The organism is Halomonas sp. MS1 (genome assembly GCF_024182575.1).
GTDB lineage: Bacteria > Pseudomonadota > Gammaproteobacteria > Pseudomonadales > Halomonadaceae > Vreelandella.
The window spans coordinates 1217054-1238361 of the sequence record NZ_CP098926.1; the positions used below are offsets into that span (position 1 = coordinate 1217054).

19 protein-coding genes are annotated in these 21308 nt (G+C 54.5%); 4 read left to right on the forward strand and 15 right to left on the reverse strand.

The genetic code is table 11. The features are described from left to right. Positions 1 to 10: 10 nt before the first annotated feature. Positions 11 to 1300 carry an NAD(P)/FAD-dependent oxidoreductase gene (locus NF683_RS05390; RefSeq protein WP_089040431.1) on the reverse strand — a complete coding sequence of 430 codons (1290 nt, stop codon included), beginning with the start codon at positions 1298 to 1300 and terminating at the stop codon, positions 11 to 13. Positions 1301 to 1306: 6 nt separating this feature from the next. After that, the gene (locus tag NF683_RS05395) at positions 1307 to 2104 is read right to left on the reverse strand and encodes an IclR family transcriptional regulator (protein ID WP_232471410.1); all 798 of its coding nucleotides are present in this window, start codon (positions 2102 to 2104) and stop codon (positions 1307 to 1309) included. Positions 2105 to 2353: 249 nt separating this feature from the next. Between NF683_RS05395 and NF683_RS05400 the strand changes: the two genes are divergently transcribed. Beyond that, complete coding sequence (locus tag NF683_RS05400) at positions 2354 to 3280, forward strand: YihY/virulence factor BrkB family protein (protein WP_089040429.1); 927 nt, start codon at positions 2354 to 2356, stop codon at positions 3278 to 3280. Between the two features lie 91 nt (positions 3281 to 3371). Here the strand turns inward: NF683_RS05400 and NF683_RS05405 are convergent, their stop codons facing one another. The 6 genes from NF683_RS05405 to NF683_RS05430 form a co-directional block, all read right to left on the reverse strand. Continuing rightward, positions 3372 to 5504, reverse strand: coding sequence for a TRAP transporter permease (locus tag NF683_RS05405; RefSeq protein ID WP_089040428.1), 2133 nt, complete (start codon positions 5502 to 5504; stop codon positions 3372 to 3374). Between the two features lie 80 nt (positions 5505 to 5584). Next, complete coding sequence (locus tag NF683_RS05410; RefSeq protein WP_089040427.1) at positions 5585 to 6610, reverse strand: TAXI family TRAP transporter solute-binding subunit; 1026 nt, start codon at positions 6608 to 6610, stop codon at positions 5585 to 5587. 239 nt (positions 6611 to 6849) lie between these two features. Further along, positions 6850 to 8232 (reverse strand): sigma-54-dependent transcriptional regulator, encoded by a 1383-nt coding sequence (locus NF683_RS05415; protein ID WP_253921488.1) that lies wholly within the window; start codon positions 8230 to 8232, stop codon positions 6850 to 6852. Next, entirely contained in the window at positions 8229 to 9995 is a 1767-nt protein-coding gene (locus NF683_RS05420) for a sensor histidine kinase (RefSeq protein WP_253921489.1), read from the reverse strand. Before NF683_RS05420 ends, NF683_RS05415 begins: the two co-directional genes overlap by 4 nt. A gap of 116 nt (positions 9996 to 10111) precedes the next feature. Next, complete coding sequence (locus tag NF683_RS05425) at positions 10112 to 11140, reverse strand: cyclase family protein (RefSeq protein WP_253921490.1); 1029 nt, start codon at positions 11138 to 11140, stop codon at positions 10112 to 10114. Further along, on the reverse strand, positions 11137 to 12042 hold the full coding sequence (locus NF683_RS05430) for a 3-hydroxyacyl-CoA dehydrogenase NAD-binding domain-containing protein (protein ID WP_253921491.1): 906 nt from the start codon (positions 12040 to 12042) through the stop codon (positions 11137 to 11139). Before NF683_RS05430 ends, NF683_RS05425 begins: the two co-directional genes overlap by 4 nt. 169 nt (positions 12043 to 12211) lie before the next feature. Between NF683_RS05430 and NF683_RS05435 the strand changes: the two genes are divergently transcribed. The 3 genes from NF683_RS05435 to catC are packed head-to-tail and all read left to right on the forward strand — an operon-like array spanning position 12212 to position 14219. After that, complete coding sequence (locus NF683_RS05435; protein WP_089040422.1) at positions 12212 to 13546, forward strand: short-chain fatty acid transporter; 1335 nt, start codon at positions 12212 to 12214, stop codon at positions 13544 to 13546. Positions 13547 to 13592: 46 nt separating this feature from the next. Further along, positions 13593 to 13889, forward strand: a complete 297-nt coding sequence (locus tag NF683_RS05440; RefSeq protein ID WP_089040421.1) for a YciI family protein — start codon at positions 13593 to 13595, stop codon at positions 13887 to 13889. Between the two features lie 39 nt (positions 13890 to 13928). Continuing rightward, positions 13929 to 14219, forward strand: a complete 291-nt coding sequence (gene catC / locus NF683_RS05445) for a muconolactone Delta-isomerase (RefSeq protein WP_089040420.1) — start codon at positions 13929 to 13931, stop codon at positions 14217 to 14219. A 215-nt stretch (positions 14220 to 14434) separates the two neighbouring features. Here catC and NF683_RS05450 read toward each other — a convergent pair whose 3' ends face one another. The 7 genes from NF683_RS05450 to NF683_RS05480 form a co-directional block, all read right to left on the reverse strand. Then, positions 14435 to 15253, reverse strand: coding sequence for an alpha/beta fold hydrolase (locus NF683_RS05450; RefSeq protein WP_253921492.1), 819 nt, complete (start codon positions 15251 to 15253; stop codon positions 14435 to 14437). 10 nt (positions 15254 to 15263) lie between these two features. Continuing rightward, positions 15264 to 16466, reverse strand: a complete 1203-nt coding sequence (gene pcaF, locus NF683_RS05455) for a 3-oxoadipyl-CoA thiolase (RefSeq protein ID WP_253921493.1) — start codon at positions 16464 to 16466, stop codon at positions 15264 to 15266. A gap of 10 nt (positions 16467 to 16476) precedes the next feature. After that, positions 16477 to 17250: a CoA-transferase subunit beta gene (locus tag NF683_RS05460; RefSeq protein WP_089040417.1), complete on the reverse strand. Its 774-nt coding sequence runs from the start codon at positions 17248 to 17250 to the stop codon at positions 16477 to 16479. After that, on the reverse strand, positions 17250 to 18068 hold the full coding sequence (locus NF683_RS05465; protein WP_089040416.1) for a CoA transferase subunit A: 819 nt from the start codon (positions 18066 to 18068) through the stop codon (positions 17250 to 17252). Before NF683_RS05465 ends, NF683_RS05460 begins: the two co-directional genes overlap by 1 nt. Before the next feature lie 331 nt (positions 18069 to 18399). Further along, a complete protein-coding gene (gene aroQ, locus NF683_RS05470) occupies positions 18400 to 18843 on the reverse strand; it encodes a type II 3-dehydroquinate dehydratase (RefSeq protein WP_089040415.1) in 444 nt (147 codons plus the stop codon). A 385-nt stretch (positions 18844 to 19228) separates the two neighbouring features. After that, a complete protein-coding gene (gene nfsA, locus NF683_RS05475; protein WP_089040414.1) occupies positions 19229 to 19960 on the reverse strand; it encodes an oxygen-insensitive NADPH nitroreductase in 732 nt (243 codons plus the stop codon). A gap of 119 nt (positions 19961 to 20079) precedes the next feature. Beyond that, complete coding sequence (locus NF683_RS05480) at positions 20080 to 21303, reverse strand: CaiB/BaiF CoA transferase family protein (RefSeq protein ID WP_253921494.1); 1224 nt, start codon at positions 21301 to 21303, stop codon at positions 20080 to 20082. Positions 21304 to 21308: the final 5 nt, after the last annotated feature.

Sequence of the window (21308 nt, forward strand, 5' to 3'; positions counted from 1 at the left end):
TGAGTGGGGATCAAGTTTCTTGCTTTGCCTTACGGCGCTCCATTTCACTGGTCAGGTAGAAACCCAACCGACGCACGGGATCGGGCGGCATCCAGCTAGCCTTGCCGAATAACGACGCTATATTTTCGACCGGCTGGCCCATGGCATGGCGCGCCAAAGCATCGCCAAGGAAGGTACCCTTGACGATACCGCCGCCATTGCACCCCGCTGACACATACAAACCGGGCTGGATTTCCCCCCAGAGTGGCGCACCGTTATAGGTCAGCCCGGTGGTCCCTCCCCAGACCTTATCAAAGCGCACAGGGGTGAGTTCGGGATAGCGCGCCTCAAGGCTCGCTTTCAGTTCAGCCTCAATACGGGCGTTATCGGCTTCGCGTTCATAGCTGTAACGCGAACGAATCATCAAGCGCCCATCGGCGGTGGTGCGCAGCGTACAACCCAAGCGATGTGCGGGTAGCAGCCCCCAGGTCGTCGCAGCAATGCGCTGTCGTTCCAGCTCCGGCAACGGCTCGGTAATAGCGGCATAGGTATAAATAGCGGTTAGCCGCGAGGGGTCTGCACCCAAGGCTCTAGAAAACGCGTTATTGGCCAGGATTACCTGTCCAGCCGTTACTTCACCTTCGGGTGTAGTGACACGCCACTTTTTGCCATCAGGCTTGATTTGAGTCGCGGGTGAGTGCTCATGCAGTTCGATTCCGGCTTCCAATGAATCCGCTAAACCAACAATCAATGCTGCAGGCTGCACCAGATAACAGTCCGGTGAATAAATACCCTGAGTGTAGTAGCGCGTACCAATCCGCTCAGCCAGTTGGCTAGCGCTCAAGGTCTGGTAAGAAAGGCCTGCAGCGTTAAGAAAAGCTTCATACTGGGCCAAGGCGCGCTGGCCTATCGCGCTGCGGGCAGCGCGATAAGTGCCGCTACGTTCAAGTTGGCAGTCAATTCCCAGCCGTTCGACCCGCTCGCGCAGTAGCGCCATGGTTTGTCGACTTAACGCGTTCAGTTTCTCCATGCGCTCAAGTTCTTCGGGGCGAGCATCATTGGCTAAAGCGATTTCCAGCATGAAACCAGAGTTACGTCCTGGGCTACCTTCACCCACTTGGTCGGCTTCAAGAATTTTGATGCGGTCTTCAGGCCGCGCCTGCTGCCAGGCCGTAGCTGCCGCGAAGCCGGTGTAACCTGCCCCGATGATGACGACATCCGCCTCAGTTTGGCCACGCAAGGCGGGGCTCGGCTGGCGCTCTGGAAGCCAGGCGTTCCAGCCGCACAGGCGCTGATGGGATGGATGCGTGGGTTGTGACATGACGATTTAATCCAGATACAGCAGGCCGTGGGCCTGGTTAACCATAGCGGCGACTTCGTCTTGCATGCCTTGGAGTACCTCCAACTTATGGGCCGTCGTCATGCGAGACTTGAGCATTGAGCAACTCATGGCCCCCAAGGGGTGGCCACTATGGTCGAGGATGGGAATGGCTAAGCCGCAGTATTCCGGGAGTAGAGAGCCTTCAACGCCACGGGCGTAGCCATGTGTTAGTAGATGGTTAATTTCGGCTTCGACATCGGCGGTAGCGATCGCGTAATCATCCCGCAGTCGTGTCGCGTTGTGGTCGAGAATCTCGCCTCGTTCATCTGCACCGAGATACGCGAGCAAGGCAATCGACGCTTGGCCGACACCGAGCGGCAAGCGCCCTCCCGTCGCCCTAACGAAACTGCCCACCGGATAAGCACCGTTCTGTACTTCCAGGCAGACCGCGTAGATACCATCGCGGGCGAACAGATAGAAACTGTCTCCCCAGCGTTGTGCCAACGCCAGCAACCTCGGTCGAGCCAAGTCTCGCAATCCAGCGCCATTGCCCGCCTGAGCACCAAGCACCAGCAACTCATAACCCAGTAGGTAACGCCCACGAATGGGAGAAGAGCGTAAAAACCCTTGCTGCTTGAGACCTTTTAACAACCGATAGAGCGTAGGACGGCTGAAGCTCAACTCATTCAGATAATCGTCGACACTCGCACCGCGGTGGCCACCACGCGCGGTAACTTGCAGTATCTGCATGGCGTGAACGAGCGTGGTGGGGCCTGATGAGGTGATGTTTTCATTTACCGGCATTATGTTTATCGTTATCTGTCTAGGTGAGCTAGAACATAGCAAGACAAATTCACGAGTTCATCTCACTAAATGAGACACAACCATTTTCACGCGATAAAGCGGGTGTGGGGCAATGGGTTCCGCCGGGCAACGCCAATCATTGGCTATCATTTTGCCGGTCTGTGCGTCAGTCTATCCACTGACGCTTGTTGTCGCTGAACAGTCACACCGCCAAAGCATAGTGTTGGCACACAAGGAGGATGGCAAACGATGGGGCGCAACCAAACAGCACTCAATGCCTTACTTCTACTGCTGCCACGGCTGGCTCATTTTGCCTGGCGTGTCGTGTGTCACTTCCTGAAGAATCGCGGCATCCTGCTTGCCGGTGGGGTGGGCTACAATATTTTGCTCTCCATCGTGCCGCTATTTGCAGTATTGGTTGTACTGTTGACCAAAGTGGTGGATCAACAGCATTTACTCAGCGTTCTTGCTGTACAAGCGCGCCACCTAGCACCGGCCCATGCCGAAGTGTTGATGGACGCCGTGCGCAGTCTGCTGGAGTCTCGCGGCGTCATCGGCATTCTTAGCTTACCCATTCTGCTGCTCTTCAGCTCTTTTGCCTTTCGCATGCTAGAAGATGCCTTGGCGATTATCTTCCATGCGCCAGAAAGCCCCCACATCAAGCGTAGTGTGTGGGTATCGGTGATGCTGCCGTACGCTTTCATGTTAGTGCTAGGGGCGGGGCTGCTGGCCTTAACACTGGTCGTCACCCTGGCCAGCTCGCTCAATACGCTGATGATGGCGCTCTTTGAGCGGCAACTGCCGTTTGCAGGGTTTTCCGAACCAGTCCTGAACTTATTCAGTTTTGCTGGGGTTTTCTTATTGTTTAGCGCTATCTACAAGGTGCTGCCGGTAGTGCGTATCGCGTTACGCCGAGCAATCATCGGCGGCTTTGTCGCGGCACTGCTGTGGGAAGGCGTGCGGCTGCTACTGGTCTACTATTTCACTCACCTCTCGTTCGTCAACGCCGTTTACGGGTCCCTAGCAACGCTGATCATTGTGCTGATCAGCCTGGAAGTCGGTGCCATCATTTTATTACTGGGCGCACAGGTCATTGCTGAGCTAGAGCGCAACACACGCCTCGGCCTGCCTTGGCATATTGACCCCGACCGACAACCCATCACCCACGTTGATTAAGACATTACATTGAAATGCCGCCATCTTTTGATGGCGGCATTTATTTGAGCGCTATTGATAAGAGGGCTGCCCCCTTTATGCTCGCCTAGTGTCAGGCCATTGTATGTGCCATCTGGCGGTCACGTCTGGCACTCCACACCAGCGTTATTAAAAACAGCGCCAAGCCCACGAAGTCCAGCAGCAAGTTTCCATGGGGCCACAGCATTAAAGCACCAATGGGGAACATGGCTAGGCGCAGCCACCAGGGCAACTCGCTTTCCAGATAGCCTTCCAGCCCTGCGATAATGGCGTAAATACCGAACAACGCGAAGGCAAACACCACCAACATTTCAGTCGGCGTCCCGGTGATCATTGGCGACCACACAAACAGCAAGGGAATGATGTAGAGGCCCTTGGCGATTTTCCAAGCGGTAAAACCAGTACGCATAGGTGGCGTTTTGGCAATCGCCGCCGCAGCGAAGGCGGTAAGGCATACCGGCGGAGTCACATTGGAGTCCTGAGATAGCCAGAAAATCACCATGTGCGCCGCCACCAGCAGCATCGATATTGTGTGCGACGAAAGCGCCTGCTCGTAGAGCTGTGAACGGAAATCGTCCGGTACCAAGGCCAGTAGTTGTTGAGCACTGGCGGCGTCCATCGGGGCATTCAGCGCTTCCAAAGCATCTGGCGCGGCAAGCATAAAGATCGCCCGTGCCTGCTCGGGCAAATCACCGGCCATAATCAGTTCTAACAGCTGACTGTGTGCCATCAGACCATACAACGCAGGTGCCGATAGCGTGCCCAATACGATATAAGCGGCCGTCACCGGCAACCCCATCCCCAGAATAAGAGAGGCCAGCGCGATCAACACGATGGTGATTAACAGGCTGCCGCCCGCCCAGTCTGAGATCATCAACGAGAAGATGTTACCAATGCCGGTCGTCGACACCACATTGACGATCAAGCCAACCGTCAGCAGTAAAATGGCGGTGGAAACCATGTTGCGGGTGCCCAGTACCAAAGCGTCGATAATTGCCTGAAGCTTCATGGGTGAACGTGATAACCAGGAAGCAACGACCACCGACACGATAGCGATACCGGCAGCATAGGTGGGGGTGAAGCCATTGATAAGGGCGACGACCAGCACCACGAGTGGCAGCAGGTAGTGCCAACCGCCCTTCAATACATCAATCAGTTTTGGAGCTTGTTCCGTTTCTACCTGATGAGTACCGCTACGCTTGGCTTCGATGCGCACGAACATGGCCACCGAGAGGAAGTACAGCAGTGCAGGAAGCGCAGCGACACCAATGATAGTGAGATATGAAACCTGGGTGTAAGAGGCCATGATAAAAGCCCCCGCCCCCATAACGGGAGGCATAAGCTGGCCCCCGGTTGAAGCCGCGGCTTCAACGCCAGCCGCAAAACGTGGTGGAAAGCCTGCCTTACGCATTAAGGGAATAGTGATCACACCGGTAGAGACCGTATTGGCTACGCTGGAGCCAGACACTGACCCCATAAGCCCTGAAGCGAATACCGCTACAAACCCCGGGCCACCAACAAAACGACCCGCGGCACAACGTGCCAGCTCAATGATGAACTCTCCAGCGCCCGAACGAACCAGGAAGGCACCAAAGAGAATGAACATAAAAACGTAAGACCAGGAAATCCGGGCAATCGAGCCCAGCATGCCGTCACCGCCGAGGAAGCTGCGAAACAGAACAGTTTCCCAGTTCAGCCCGGGGAAATTGAACACCCCGCCTACATAGCGCCCCCACCAAGCAACGTACGTCAGCGCAATGATACATAGCAGCGGGATAAACCAGCCGGTAGTCCGGCGGGCAAATTCTAATACCAACGCCAAAGCGGTAATCGACACGATCCAGTCAGCCAGGGAAAAGCGTACCCCACGGGCATAAAGCGCATCCTCAAAGCCGATTAAATAGAACGCACAGCCTAGGGCGGCTAGACCAAGACACACATCAACGGCGAGTAATAGGCGCTGACCGCTAGCCGAGCGCGCTTTGAACATCGGCACGGAAAGCGCGCACAACAGGCCGAACATACCGAAGTGTAATGCACTAACCCAAATCTCTGAGACAGTGCCCAGGGTATTGAAATAGATATGTGAGAAAGCAACGACGATGGCGAGCAAGCTCAGAATCCGCCCAAGCCAGGGATGTTCAAGGCGCTCTGAAGCGCTGCTTGCGGATTCATCGCGCACCGTATCAGGTGTCGAATGACTCATGGTGTACCTCATGAAACGAAGTCAGGCATAGGGAGGCCATCCGCCCGGCTTATGCCAGGCAGATGCAGGGCGATAGGCCTTCAGCCTTCGAGAAGATGCTCGGGAATTTCAATGCCTTGTTCACGGAAATAGCGCGCGGCACCGGCATGCAGTGGTATCGGCAGACCGTCGAGCGCTTTCTCCAGAGCCATATCACGCGTTGCCGGGTGAATGTTGTTTAGAAACGGTAGGTTCTCGAACATGGCTTTGGTGATCTGATACACATGTTCTTCAGGCACATCGGCGTTAACCACCAAAATATTGGGCTGGGAAATGGTATTGATCGGGGAGTCCTGACCAGGGTAAGTGTCGGCGGGAATTTCGAAAGCGCTCCACACTGGGTACTGGCTGTTAATTCGCTCAAGTTGCTCAGCGGTCACGTTCAGCGTGGTAATGTCATCGCCCATATTGGCATAGGCGCTGGTCACGGCAGAGGCCGGAACGCCTGCCGGTATGTTCATGCCGTCTATATTGCCGTTCTGCATGGAATCAGCGCTGGCACTGTAGCCCAGGTAGGCAATATCCATCTGCTCCGGATCAATGCCCAGACCGGCAAGAATTTGCCGACCAGAACCTTCGGTACCGGAATTACGCGCCCCAATGGAGAAACCGCGCCCGTAGAGCTGGGTCAAGTCATCAATGGTGCCAGTATCGACCAGTGCGTCACGCATCACAAAGTGTTCGACGTTCTGCCACAGCATAGAAACTGAGCGTACGTTGTCATAGGCTTTGGGCACTGGCCCCTCACCGGACCATGCCCAGGCGCCGTAGAGCGCTTGCAGAATGCCGAATTGAGCCTGGTCGTCATCCATCAGGCGCAAGTTTTCCGCAGAACCCGCCGAGCTGATGGCGGAAACGGAGATGCCGTGGGTAGGCTCGAGCTTGACACGTATCAGTGTAGAAAGCGCGACGCCTACTGGATAGAACGTGCCACCGGTGGTGGCAGTGCCCATGATGTATTGTCCGCCCTCGGTAGGTTCCTGGGCGGTAACAGCGGAGGCACTGACGCCGAATGCAGCGGCAGTAGCGAGACAAAGAGCGGTTTTAAGAAATTGGCGTTTCAGCATGGTGTTGCTCCCAGCTTATTGGAATTGTTGGAGTAATCACTACTCCTTCCCCAATAGAGCGAGAAGCTAGCCAACTTTAAACAAAGCCATAAAAATCAATAAATTATGATTTCACCTCTACGACAAAAGGCGAAGGCGCCTGAACGACCATCGGCCATTTTTCGCCGATGGTTTTTGCCCTCATCGGCAAAAAATGGCCGATGAATCAGCCCTAGCGCATTAACTCTTGAATCAATCGTTTAGGTCGCGAGAAAGTCTTCGCGGCGTAACTGGTGACGCTGCATTTTCTGATTGAGTGTACGGCGAGGCAGGTCGAGTTCATCGAGTACCGCTTGAATATTGCCATTATGGCGCTGTAGCGCTTCTTTCAAGACGGTAGCCTCAAATACTTCCATACGCACAGAGAGTGCAGACGCTTGATGTGGCGGCATAGGCGAGCTTTGCCAGGGCAGATCCAGCCCAAGAATAAAGCGCGTGGCAATATTGCGCAGCTCGCGGAGGTTTCCAGGCCACCGATGATTGCCGAGGGCGGTCAGTAGTTCTGTGGTGGGTTCGCGCAGCGGCCTTTCGTGAACATCAGCGGCTTGATGGCAAAAGTGACGAAACAGTAAGGGAATATCTTCGCGGCGCTCACGCAAGGGAGGAATCGCCAGCTCAGCAATCGCCAGACGATAATAAAGATCCTCGCGAAAATCTCCTTGCGAGACCATTTCCAGCAAGTTCTCTTTACTGGCCGCTACGACCCGAAGATGGAGGTGGATAACTTGGTTGCTGCCTAGCCGGGTAATTTCACCTTCCTGCAGTGCGCGCAACAGCTTAACCTGGGCAGACAGTGGCAGTGACTCTATTTCATCCAAAAAGAGGGTGCCGTGGCTGGCGGTTTCCAGCAGGCCTATACGCCGCTCTCCCGCCCCGGTAAAGGCGCCTTTTTCATGCCCGAACAGCTCTGATTCAATTAATTCACTGTTCATGGCGCCACAGTTCAACGCCACAAAAGCGCCTTGGCTACCGCTGCCAAAGTCATGCAAGGCGCGAGCCACGACTTCCTTGCCGCTGCCAGTTTCACCATTGATAACCACGTTGGCGCGGCTAGCAGCTAAGTTTTCCACTTGGCGCCGTAGTACTTGCATCAGCGCAGAGTCGCCGAGCAGGCGCGTGCTTAAATAGTTATGCCGTAACGCCTGCTGTAACTGTAGGTTTTCCAGCGCCAGGGCACGATGTTCTAGTGCTCGTCGTACACACTCTTCAAGGCGTTCAGGGTCGAAGGGCTTTTGCACAAAGTCCCAGGCTCCCTGCTGAATCGCCGCAACCGCCATGGGGACATCGCCGTGGCCTGTGATCAGAATCACCGGGGGCGGAGTATCGAGTGCTTGCACGGCGGCAAACAAGGCCAAGCCATCCATCTCGGGCATCTTGATATCACTGACGACGACACCGCACGGCTGGCCGTTTTGAAGTGCATTCAGCGCCTTACCGGCGCGTGAAAACGTGCGAACCTCTAATCCCGACACCTCCAACCATTGGCTAAGAGAGTCACGGACATCGGCTTCATCGTCCACTAGCCAGACGGGCAGAGAAGCAGCCGATAGTCGAGCTAAGGTGCTAGAAGATGCGTGCGTCATGAAGGTGTCTCCTCACCATGCGGTAATGTCAGACAAAACCAAGCGCCCCCAGCGGGGTGATTACCAGCGCTGAGTTTACCGCCAAGATCCTGAGCAATGCCGTAGCTAATAAACAGCCCCAGCCCTAAGCCTTCCCCAACCGGTTTAGTCGTAAAGAATGGGTCGAACATCTGCTCGATCACTTCTTGGGGCAAGCCTGGGCCATTGTCATGGATCGTCAACTGCACTTGCTCCGCAGTGATCTCAACGTGAAGACGAATGACCCCATTGGCTATGTCGTTCAACGCATCCAGCGCATTACGCAGCAGGTTGGTAAGCAACTGCTCAAGGCGAACGTCATCGCCGCGTACCCAGAGTGACTGCGGCCAATCACCGTCACGCTCCAAACGCACTTTTTGCTGCTGGAAACGCTCCTCCAGTAGTTCTAGTACGAAGTTCAGGCTGGCCGGAAGATCCACGCTCTCGCGGCTCTCGCCCTTGCGAGCAAACAACTTTAGCTGCTCGATTAACCGAGCGAGGCGTTTGCTCAATACCTGAATACGTTGGAAGTTGTCGCCTGCCATTTCCTGACGGCCGAGCGCCAACAACCGCTCACCGTTGGCAGCATAAGTGCGGATGCCTGAAAGGGGTTGATTAAGCTCATGGGCAATGCCTGCCGCCATGGTCCCCAAGGCGGCCAATTTACCCGCTTGGACCAGTTCAGCTTGCGCATCCTCTAAGGCCTGGGTGCGTTCCTGGACACGCTCTTCCAAGCGAATATTGGTTTGCTGGATGATTTTCGCCTGAGCATCGCGCATATGTTGGCGTTTTTGGCGTTCACGCAACCACAAGCCAAACAACAAAAGAGCGGACAGCGTGACTAAGCCCGCCAGAAGTACGTTGCGAGCACTGATATAAAGTGGCCGCACCGGGCTGAGATAATGCATCGACCAACCCAGTGTAGCAAGCGGCAGGGAAGCGACCAGAAAACGCTCGCCTCCTCCTTGTGCTTGGTTGCCTATTACCAGCGTATCGTCATGTAGCCGCTGGCCGAGAGGGGAAAGCGATTTATCGAGAAATTGACGTTGGGCATTAATCTGCGCCAATGCATCATCAGAAAGCCCATCAATGTGCTGAAACCGCCACTGCTCACGGCTAGAAAGTATCACAACGCCATTAGCGTCCGACAAAATGACGTTCTCTTGTGCTCGACGCCAATCCTCTTGAAGCGCTTCCAGTGAGACCTTAACCACCAGGACACCCGCAGAGACAGTGTCGTCGCCAAGAGTGACGACATAAGAGGTGAAATAACCCGGCTGTCCGGTTGTGTCACCGATCGCAAAAAATTCACCGCTACCGCTCTGCATGGCATCGTAAAAATAGGGGCGGAAGTGATAATCGTGGCCAACGAAACTTTGCTCGAGTGCATAATTGCTGCTGGCCAGGGTGACGCCTTGCGCATTCATCAGAAAAATGGCGTCAGCGCCCGAACGCTCAGCGACCTCTGCCAAGTGCTGATTAACAGGAGACAGCAATAGATCACTAGGTTCGCGCAGAGCAGCCTGGACTAAAGGCTGCTGGGCCAGTAAGTCAGGCAGGTAGGTAAAGCGCTCAAGCGCGCCTTGCAGGCTGCTGGTGTAGAGCGCTAGACGCGTATTCGCGTGACGCTGGGCATCCGCTTCGGCGTGGCTGTATTGCCAATGCCATAACCACCATAACCCCAAAAGGCTCAGCACGATTAAAGAGGCCAGAACCAGCGCATACAGCCAAGTCTTTCTGCTCACTGTGAGTTTGCCTCAACGGTCGAATTGATCAGACCTAAGAGCTTATCACCCAGGCGTAAGCACTCCCATTGTCGAAGGTATCTCTAACGCCCTTCAGCGTAGCGGCAAACTCATCACTATACGGTTGCCACTGGAGTCACCGGCGAGCCAATGGCGCCTGGCAGCCGAAGTGGTGGCGCCGTCAGCAAGAACCGGTTGCGCTGGCGGCTATGCAACCATTCTGCTAAATCTTTCAGATACCATAACTCCGCCAGCGGCAATCCGAGTTTGAACAGGCAATGATGGTGCAATGGAAGTTTAGAGCAACAGCTCGACGCCAACTCACGGTCTAAGTTTTCCACCGCATAATTATCCGCACAGATCGCCGCAATGCCGCTGTCAGTGATCCACTCCAGCAAGGCTGAATCACTGCCATCAAGCACTGCCCCGGTGTTTTTCAGCACCTCTGGCTGTGGCGTACCCTGCATATCCAACAACGCCTCGGCGAACCCAGTGCGCAATACCAGCATATCGCCACGCTCCACCACCACGTTCAGTTGTTTCAGCGCTTCCATCAACTCCAGGTGCCCTACCAGCGTTCTTCCCGCACCGAAAACTCTCACCAAATCGACCAATACGGCTCGGCCTTGCATGCCATGTGTCGCCAGTGTCTCGATTCCCAGGCGTCTAGCATAGGAGTCGTGCCACTGGGCCGATTCTCCGCTCAGATCGAGCACATCCTGCTCGGCCAGGTAGCCGTTGTAGTAGCGGCGTTCTGGCGTGCCATCACCATCGCCATCGAACAGAGCGCCCACGTGAGCCAGGGAGTCCCACTGCGTGGAGTACTGCAACGATAGCTGAACCTGGTCATCACTAATAACGTCATGCAGCGCGGGGCTATGAGTCGCCAGGGGAAAGTTGATGTACTGGTCATCACCCAGAGCTGTCGGGGTTAGCTTCGGAGGCGAACGACGGGGGTTCAACACCTTTCCGCCGGGGATATCCAGAGGTAGCGACAAGCAGAATGTCACCCCTTCGTGGACTTCCTTCACACCTTTGAGCACCTGCTCGGTGCCGATCAGGTTGACTCGCCCCAGTTGATCTTCAGGGCCAAACTCGCCCCAGTTGCTACCTTCAGGACGTTTCTTCCAGCGTGGCTGATTCATGACTTGTCTCCACCGGCATGTTGGGTAGCGATTTCAATGATACGCTGCAGGTTTTCCCGCTCCCGGGCCTGGTGCTGGGTCCGCGTCTCATCACTCCACTGGTAGAAACCTTGCCCAGCCTTGGCACCTAGGCGACCTTGGGCAACGTACTCTTCAAGTAGAGCGGCAGGTTGCTGACGTGCTTCGAGATCCGCATAGAGGTAATGGGCGATATTCAGGTGGGTGTCCAACCCGTTAAGGTCGCGCTGACATAAGGGGCCGTTCAACGCCATACGCACACCAATAGAGTACTGCACGATATCATCCAGCGCTTCGGCCTCCACTACCCCTTTTTCCAACAGGGAGAGGCATTCACGCATCACCGCATGCTGGATCCGGTTAGCGACGAAACCAGGTACACAGGTATTCAGTACCGCAGGGCGTTTCCCCCAACGCTTTAGCCAACCGCACACCTTTTCCACTACTGCCGCCTCGGTATGGCTGCCTGGCACCACTTCCACGGCAGGTATGATATCCGCCGGATTAAAGAAGTGCGTCCCCAGGAACCGTTGCGACACACGCATGGCACTTCCGATGTCATCAATCGGAATACCCGATGTATTGGTCACGATGATACAAGTATCGGCCACTTCAGACTCGATTTGCGCCACGACCTTTCGCTTAATCGCGACGTCTTCTGTCACGCTCTCAATGACAAAATCGGCACTCTTCGCCACCTCCAAATCTGGGGTAAAGCGAATGATCTCGGCACTCTCCCCCACATTCAAGCGACTGGCTTCCAATACCTTCGGGTTGGTATCAACCACAGTGACCTTGACACCATGCGTCGCCATTAACTTGGCCAGCGTGGTGCCCATGGTTCCCGCACCTACCACAGCAGCTTGCAATGAATCGTCCTGCATCAGTCCTTCCTCCTTCGTCTGGCTCGGAGATCATTCACGTGAACCTAGACAAATGTCGCATTGAATAAAACTAGTCGTGAGTCAAAGATCACTCACGAAAAACGAACTTATGTGCGCTATGCGTACATAGTAGACAATGACAGGCACGCCGACAATAAGAGGGCTTCCTATGAATGCGCTGGCAAATTTCTTCACCCGGCTCGTTAACCGCTACATGCCCGATCCTCTCGTCATCGCGATCCTCCTAACCATGCTCACAATGCTCCTGGCAGTGTTAATGCAGGGCACCAGCCCTTTGAATGCAGTGCGTTATTGGGGCGATGGTTTCTGGGACTTACTGGCCTTCAGCATGCAAATGACGGTCATCCTCCTAGCGGGCTATATCCTGGCCAAAACGCCCTTGGTTGACGGCATACTCAACCGCGTCGCAGCACGCGTCACAACGCCCTTCGTCGCGATTGTTGTTGCCACTCTAGTGGGAGGTATCGGTAGCTGGCTAAACTGGGGTTTCGGCTTGGTCATCGGCGGTATAGTCGCCCAGAAGTTGGCGCTTAACGTGAAAGGCTTACATTACCCACTAGTGATCGCTGCGGCGTATTCTGGCTTTGCTCTTTATGGTATCGGTCTGTCTGGCAGCGTGCCGCTACTGATCGCCACCGAAGGGCACTTTCTTCAGGATACGATTGGATTAATCCCACTGAGCGAAACAATTTTCTCGCCCATTCTTTTGATCACCAGCGCCCTTATTCTGCTCACTCTTCCTTTCTTCAATGCCTGGCTGCATCCCAAGCAAGCCGAAGATATCGTCGAAATCGATCCAGCCACGGTAGCCAAGCCCTCCGCAGCCCCGCTGCCCAACGACACAAAAACCACCATCGCCGAACGCTTGAATCGCAGCAAAGTGGTGGGCATTGGCATCGGCGCGCTAGGCATGCTGTATATTGCACTGTATGCATTCGATGGCGGTTCGCTGAACCTTAATACCATCAATTTCGCCTTCCTGTTTTTGGGTATATTGCTATTTGCCTCGCCTGCCAACTACCTAGCCGCCTTGGCGGATGGGATTCGTATCGTCTCTGGCATTATCGTGCAGTACCCTTTCTACGCCGGGATCATGGGAATTCTCGTGGGGTCAGGGCTGGTGGTTTCGTTCGCCAATACCTTCGTTGATATATCCAGTGCGCAAACCTTGCCTATCTGGTCATTTATCAGCGGCGCCATCATCAACCTGCTGGCACCATCCGGTGGCGGCCAATGGGCTGTCCAAGGTCCTGTTATGGTTCAAGCCGCCACAGAACTTGGTGCTTCCCAGGCAGCCACGGCGCTTGCCGTCCAAATTGGTGACCAATGGAGCAACATGGTGCAGCCATTCTGGATCCTGCCGGTGTTAGCCATCTCCGGCTTGAAGTTACGTGATGTGATGGGCTACATGGTGCTGATCCTAATCTACCTCGGGGTCATCTACGCCAGCGCGATGCTGATTTGGGGCTACCTCGGCGCCTAACGGCTCTTATCTACGCTTAACGACTCTTGACTTACGGGACTGCCCCATGCCTTTTTTGATCGAAACCTTCGACAAGCCCGACCGTCAGGCCCTACGCCTGGAGGTACGCCAAGCCCACTTGGAGTATCTGGATGCCAACGTAGTGACCTTGCTGGCCTGTGGCGCCAAGCTTTCCGATGATGGCAAAACGGCGTCTGGCGGTATCTACCTAGTCGACTTGGATAGCCGCGAGGAGGCCGAGCACTTCATCGAGTCTGACCCATTCCACCAAGCTGGGCTATTCGCCGAGGTTAAAATCGTGCGCTGGCGACAAGCCTATTTAAATCGAAAAAACACTCTGTAGCGCGAATACCTGTAGCAAAACTACCCATGGAGAAGTGCAATGCTGTTTCATGTAGAAATGGTCGTAAAACTGCCGGCGGATATGCCCGCCGAGCAAGTGGCTGACATCAAAGCAAAGGAGAAAGCCTACTCTCAGGAGCTACAACGGCAAGGCAAATGGCGCCACCTATGGCGGATCGCTGGCAGCTACGCCAACGTCAGCATCTTCGACGTCAGTGACAATGCTGAACTCCACGATCTTATTAGCGGTTTGCCGCTGTTTCCCTATATGGATATCCATGTGAAGCCATTATGCGGTCATCCTTCATCTATACACGAAGGTGACGCATAACAGCTCTGCTCTATCGACTCCGCCGCGTTTTCTTACAGGCTCTTAATAGCTAACGAGCGCGGCATATCGTCGAATCTATAGAAACGCTAACGTCATGCCCACCAAACGCTAGAGTATCGTAGTGTGTCTCTAGCGCTTAGTGGGCATGACGGTTATGCGGTTATAGAAATACTTCTCTCTGCCTATACCTGTTTGCGACCCTCCAGTCCGGAGGCTTACGCCACACCGTCACCTAAATCGGCGGAAAGCACAGCAATAAGCTTCTGCGCGAACAGCACCGGAGCCTCTACCGACGGCACATGCCCCACACCGTCAAATATCTCCAAAGGTGCGCCATCTAGCTCCGCTGCCAAGGCTTCCAACGTTGCGGGCGGCGTGGCCATATCTTCACTGCCGCCAAACAGCTGTACCCTGACCTTATGAGGGGCGTTCTTACCAGAAAGCTTTCCAGAGAACGTATTACGACCAAGCATTTCGCATAGCTGGGCGTAGGACTCATCGTCGCCACGGCCCATTTGTACGCACCATCCTGCTTTCAGCGCCGGACTTGCCTCAAAGGCCTGTGGTGCAAACCAGCGCGGCACGATTTCTTCAGACATCGCTGCCAGGCCTTCCTGGCGCACCCGCCCTGCGCGGGTGTTCCAGAGATCAGGATTGCCGATCACTGCGCCAGTATTGGTCAGCGTAGCGGAGCGCAGCCGGTCGCTATGCTCAGCAATCAACTGCTGGCCGACGACACCGCCAATGGACGTACCGGCAAAGTGAAAGCGCTCAGCAGCCGCCAGCTCTGCCAATGCTAGAGCCTCAGCGGCTAAATCAGCGGGAGTGATTTGTGCACCGCTGGCTGCCTGACTAGCACCGTGGCCGGGAAGATCCCAGGTCAGCATCCGGTAGCGGGGTAGCAGCGCGGGAATGATGTCGTCCCACACGGCTTGGCTCATGCCCAGTGGATGCGCTAGCACGATAAGTGGATTCACATCCGAGCCGAGCAATCGGTAAGCGACGCTGCGGCCATTGATAGTATGAAAGGCCATGCTACCTCCGTTAAACGCGTTCAATCAGCGTGGCAATACCCTGACCCACGCCTACACACATGGTGCACAATGCATAGCGCTTGCCGCTGTTTTGCAGCTCATGAGCAGCGGTCATTAACAGGCGCGCACCGGACATACCCAGCGGGTGACCCAGGGCAATCGCGCCGCCGTTAGGGTTGACGCGTGGATCGTCGTCTTTAAGGCCCAAGTCACGCATGCAGGCCAGTGCCTGGGCAGCGAACGCTTCGTTGAACTCAAACACATCGATATCATCCATGGTGACACCAGTGCGTTTAAGCAGTTTTTGCACAGCAGGTACCGGACCATATCCCATGATGCGCGGCTCAACGCCGGCCGTGGCCATGCCAATAATTTTCGCCATCGGTGTCAGACCATGCTGTTTAACCGCCGCGTCACTGGCCACCAGCATCGCCGCCGCACCGTCGTTAACGCCCGACGCATTGCCTGCGGTCACGCTACCGCCTTCACGGAACGGCGTAGGCAACCCTGCCAGTTTTTCCAGGGAGGTTTCCCGCAGGTGCTCATCCTGATCAAAGATTAGCGGCGCCTGCTTGCGGCGGGGAATCTCGATGGCGGTGATCTCTTGGGCAAAGCGCCCCGCTTTTTGGGCGGCAGCGGCTTTCTGCTGAGAGCGCAGGGCAAAGGCATCCTGATCTTCCCGAGAGATAGTGAACTGCTCGGCAACGTTTTCCGCCGTTTCTGGCATCGAATCAACGCCGTAGGCTTTCTTCATCAGCGGGTTGATAAAGCGCCAGCCGATGGTGGTATCTTCGATCTTTTGCCCGCGCGCAAAAGCGCCTTCAGCCTTGCCCATCACGTAGGGCGCTCGCGACATGGACTCCACGCCGCCTGCCAGTGCCAGCTCCATTTCGCCCGCTTTAATCGCGCGAAACGCGGTACCGACCGCGTCCATGCCCGAACCACACAGGCGGTTCATGGTTGTGCCGGGTACCGAGGTCGGGATGCCCGCCAGCAGCGACGACATACGTGCCACGTTGCGGTTGTCTTCACCGGCCTGGTTGGCGCAGCCCATAAACACTTCGTCAATGGCAGCAGGGTCAAGATCCGGCACTTCCGCCAGTACGGCTTTAAAAATCGTCGCGGCGAAATCATCGGGGCGCACGCTGGCCAAGGTACCAGCGAAGCGGCCAACGGCAGTGCGGCGCGGGTGGCATAAATAGACATCACTCATACAAAGCTCCTTATTCACCCGCGTGGGCACGCTCGGTGCGTGCTTTCAGTTCGCGCAATATTTCAAGCTCGTTGGGGTTCGGTTCCGGCGTGCTCTCCAGCTGTTCGGCAAAGCGAATATCCCAACCGGTTGCGTCAATCACGTCTTCACGGGTGACGCCGGGGTGTAGCGAGACGACGACCAGCTCTTTGGTGTCCGGGTCGGGCTTCATCACGCATAGGTCGGTAATGACCCGCGTGGGACCCTTGCCAATATTGGGAACGTTATCGCGTCCTTTGCCATCACGGCCAAAGCCTAGCGTGGTGACGAAGTCGACATCTTTCACAAACGCGCGCTTTGAGTGCTTCAAGGTAATAAACACTTCACCAGCGTTGGTGGCGATTTCCGGCGCACCGCCGCCGCCCGGCAAACGAACCTTGGGCGCTTTGTAATCACCGATCAACGTGGTGTTAAGGTTGGCAAAGCGGTCGATTTGCGCAGTGCCTAAAAAGCCCACGTTCACTTTGCCACCTTGTAACCAGTAACGGAACATCTCTGGCACGGCCACCGTGGTCAACGCTGATTCGCACAGCTCACCGTCACCAATAGAGAGCGGCAGAATCTCAGGCTTGGTTTGCAGGGTGCCGGACTCATAAATCAGCACGACCTCAGGCGCATGGGTTAGGCGTGCCAGGTTGGCGGCTTCAGAAGGTAGACCAATACCCACAAAGCAGGTCATGCCATTTTCTAACGCACGGGCAGCGGTCACAGTCATCATTTCAGAAGAGGTGTATTCCTGACTCATTAGGCTTGCTCCTCTGCACCGTAGATATTCTTGTCGATCCATTGCGTAAAGGTATCGCGGTCACGAGCAATGGCATCCCACTCTTTATAGAAGCGGTTGCTGCGACCGTAGTAGCCATGGGTATACGAAGGCAGCGCGCCCTTTTCTGCCACGGCAACAGCACTAATCGCCCAGCCAGGAATCACACAAGCATTGGGATGAGCGTTCAGGTCATCGACAATCTCTTCCACGGTGACAATGCTGTGCTTAGCAGCCAACACCGCCTCTTTCTGTACGCCAACAATACCTTCCACCAGCACATTACCTTGTCGATCCGCCCGCTGGGCGTGAATGATCGACACATCCGGCCGCACAGAAGGAACCGCCGCTAGGCGTTCACCGGTAAACGGGCACTCAATAAATTTGATTTGATCATTCACGCTCGGCAGCTCACTACCGACATAGCCACGCAGCACAGCCATTGGCAGGCCAGCAGCCCCGGCCTCAAAGGCGCAGGCCATCGCGGCATGACTGTGTTCAAGAATCTCAATTTTGCGCGGCCAGCCTTTCTCAACCGCATCGCGCAGTCGATGCAGCGAGCCCACGCCGGGATTACCACCCCAGGAGAAGATCACCTTTTTAGCACAGCCCGCGCCAATCATTTGGTCGTAGATGATATCGGGGGTCATACGGATCAGCGTCAGGTCGCGCTTTTTCTGACGGATCACTTCGTGGCCCGCGGCAAACGGAATCAGGTGGGTAAAGCCTTCCATGGCAACGGTGGCGCCATCTTCGACGTAGCGCGCTACCGCGTCATGCAAGCTCAAGAACTCAGCCATAGGTCTCCTCCTGGCAGTGACTCTCGACAAGTTCGAATAACGAACTTTGATTTGTAGTGCGAACAATTTACTCCCGTCATATTCACTCGTCAAACCCCACCAAGCACGCATACAAAAGGGGAGGCTAAGCCTCCCCTCTCATTAATTTCGGTAAAAACCCTATTATTTCAGATAATTATTCATTCTTAAGCCAGGCAGATGCACGCGCTACTTGGCATAAGCTACTACCAAGGTATAGCGTCGGGTCACAAGCGTTACGCAGCTTTTCATGAAGGAGATATCTTTATGGTCTTTGCACTGCTTTTTGCCCTCGTACGGCTTCGCGTACCGTTTAAACGCAGGATTTTATAATGGCGTTTAAAGCGGCCTGGTAACCCTCCGTCCCAAGCCCCGCAATGACCCCATCTGCCCGCTGCGAGACATAGGAGTGATGACGGAAGCTTTCGCGTTTATGGACATTTGAGATATGCACCTCAATGACCCTACCTTCAAAGGCATTGAGCGCATCCAGGATAGCGACAGACGTATGGGTATAAGCGGCCGGGTTTATGATGATAGCCAGCGTGCCATCGAGACGCGCCGCATGAATGGCGTCAATCAATTCGCCCTCGTGATTGCTTTGAAAACAGCTGATATCCCAGCCCTGTCTCTCAGCTGTTTCAGCCAAAGCGTTATTAACATCGTCTAGCGTCTCATAGCCGTAAACGTCTGGTTGGCGAACGCCTAAAAGATTTAAATTAGGTCCGTGAAGGACCGTTACTTTTGGTTGTCCCACTGCTTGTCTCCTTTCGTGGCATTACGTCACCGTCGGAAGTCGTTATGCCTATAATAACGTGTCGTTGAGTGCTTAATCTGTCTTTATAATGTCTAAAAATCGTTCAATTGGTCGCTATTTGAACAACATACTATATTGGCTATGTGCTAGTAAGGTTATTTCAGCGAGGGGGCACTGATGGAGGAAAAAGGCTAAAATGAGATGCTAAAACCTGATGACCGCGGCTTCGTAACGGCGATCATCCGTTAAACCAGCCAAGCAAGCCGCCTGTGTCAAACGCTCAACTAGACGGCTCGCCATAAACAGCTGGATATAAGCGTGTATCAAACAGCCAGCCACACAAAAGAGTGGCGATAGACTGTCTATTAGATCTGAAAACTATTCCTCACTTCATTTCAAAGCCTTTATCAATAAGAAATTCTTGCATATGCGAACGCAGCTTTTGATTAAAAAGTGGGGCTAAACTCTGAGACCAGTCTGAAACTTTATTTCCCCCTTTGCGGGTCTGGTAATAGTGATGCATGGTGAGATTAAAAGCATTCACATGCTCTGAATCATCACTGTATCTGTTCTTTTTGACGATAGCTTCAACGGGTAACCGCGGCTTAATATCCGGATCTTGTGCAGGATAACCAATACACATACCAAATACAGGATATACATGGTGTGGCAAACTTAGCAGTTCGCTCACGGCTTGTGGATTATTGCGTATACCTCCTATGTAGCAAATTCCTAGCCCTTCTGACTCCGCCGCAATCGCGATGTTTTGTGCTACCAGTGAAACGTCTACCGTAGCAACCAAAAGCTGCTCGGTCATACCACTCACGACGTTTTCCCCTGTACTTCTCGCCGCTTCAAGTGGACGCTTCATATCGGCGCAAAAAACCAGAAAGTCACTGCTGCTCGCTACGTATTTTTGCCCGCCTGTCAGCTCGACTAACTGGTCACGTAAATGCTTATCGGTGACATGTATTATGCTATATGCCTGTATATGGCTGGAGGTTGCTGCTGCTTGCCCTGTACGAATCAGCTCTATCAATAACTCCGGCGAAATTTCCCGCTCTTCAAACTTTCTAATTGAGCGATGAGATTTCAATAACTTAATCGTGTCGTTCATTATGCACGCCCATCTAATAATATTTAATTGGTGTTTAACATTACAGCTTACCCTTGAGCCCTGGCAGAACCTCGCAAAGATCACCCACCAAGCCGTCGTCGGCGACTTGGAGGCATGGGTTATCCTAGTACGCTGTCATTTTTCAACTGCGATAACTGCTCTGGCGAAAGACCAAGATACTCGGCGAGTACATCGTTAGTATCTTGTCCCAGCAGTGGTGCTGGTCTTCGGTACTCTACGGGCGTGTCGGAAAGGTGAATTGGGCTACCCACCATCTTGAAGTCAGGATTCAGAGAATGGGGGATATTGACCAGCATGCCACGGGCATCCACCTGGGGCTCTGCTAGTGCGTCGGCAATGTCGTTAATTAGCCCGACCGGTACCCTGGCGTTGCTGATTTTTTTTACCCACGCTTCCGCTGTATCGCGTTTAAAATGTTCTGAGAGAATCTGGGTGATCGCATCTCTGTTTCTGACCCGACTTTCATTTTTTGAAAACCGAGGATCAGCAGAAAGCTCTGGCAACCCAATTGCGCTGGACAGCGCGGCAAACTGAGAATCGTTGCCACAAGCAATAATGAAGTCCTTATCACTGGCACGAAAGGAGTTGTAAGGCACAATGTTGGCATGCGCATTACCATAGCGCCCAGGTGAAACGCCTGTGCTTAAATAGTTCTGGCTCTGGTTGCCTAATGCCGCCACCTGCACATCCAGCAGCGCCATGTCGCAATGCTGGCCGCGACCAGATTTTTCACGTGCCAGTAGCGCAGCCTGAATGGCAATAACCGAGTAAAGCCCTGTCATCACATCGGTGACAGCCACCCCCACTTTTTGCGCGCCGCCCCCCTGAACGCCATCACGCTCCCCGGTGATGCTCATGAGCCCACCCATCCCCTGGATAATGAAATCATAGCCAGGTTCCTGCGCGCGAGGCCCTGTCTGGCCAAACCCCGTAATGGAGCAGTAGATTAACCTCGGATTGAGATTGGAGAGTGATTCATAATCCAACCCATACTTCTTTAGGGAGCCCGCTTTGAAGTTCTCGACCAGCACGTCGCTCTCAGCCGCCAATGCACGAACAACTTCCTGCCCTTTTTCGGTGGTAATATCGACAGCCACCGAGCGCTTATTGCGATTGGAGGATTGGTAATACGAGGTTTCCGGAGTCTCGTTACCCTGAGTATCTTTCATGTATGGCGGGCCCCAAGCACGCGTGTCATCGCCTCGCCCTACGCGCTCTACCTTGATGACATCCGCGCCAAGATCGGCCAATACTTGGCTGCACCAGGGGCCAGCCAGTACTCGGCTTAGGTCAAGCACACGAATTCCCGTCAGTGCTCCCATGACAC